Annotated in this window: 1 protein-coding gene; it reads left to right on the forward strand. The window is 34.7% G+C overall.

The genetic code is table 11. The annotated features are described in order from the left end of the window. Nucleotides 1-48 precede the first annotated feature (48 nt). Nucleotides 49-548: DnaB-like helicase N-terminal domain-containing protein (locus tag ME1_RS08410; protein ID WP_004863693.1), on the forward strand; the 500-nt coding region annotated here is incomplete at its 3' end.

Genomic DNA, 548 nt, shown 5'->3' on the forward strand with positions numbered 1-548 from the left:
AGATTCAGTGAGTTATAATGATTTTATTTTACATTAGTTGAAAACATTATGACTATAACAAGCGCTGTTAATTCCATTCATTTAGAAACAAACGAACCCGCTTCTTTTCGTCAACTTCCTCACAATATTGAGGCAGAACAGGCTTTGATAGGGGCAATTCTCATTAATAATGATGCTCTTGATTGCGTCTCTGATTTTTTGAAACCAAATCATTTTTTTGAACCGTTGCACCAAAAGATCTTTGATACTGTGTTGCAAGTTATTCAAAAGGGAAAAGTAGCAAATCCAATTACTATTAAATCCTTTTTTTCAACTGAAGAAAAAATTGGGGACATCACTGTATTCAATTACATTGTGCGATTAGCAAAGGAAGCCGTGACAATCATTAATGCTAAAGATTATGGGCGGGTTATTTATGATCTTTTCATTAGACGCTCTTTAATTAACCTTGGCAATGAAGTCGTTAATACAGCTTTTGATGCGCCTGTAGATTTCACACCGTCACAGCAAATTGAAACCATTGAACACCAGTTGTTTGAATTGGCAGA

It is taken from the genome of Bartonella vinsonii subsp. arupensis OK-94-513, from assembly GCF_000278235.1.
Lineage (GTDB): Bacteria > Pseudomonadota > Alphaproteobacteria > Rhizobiales > Rhizobiaceae > Bartonella > Bartonella arupensis.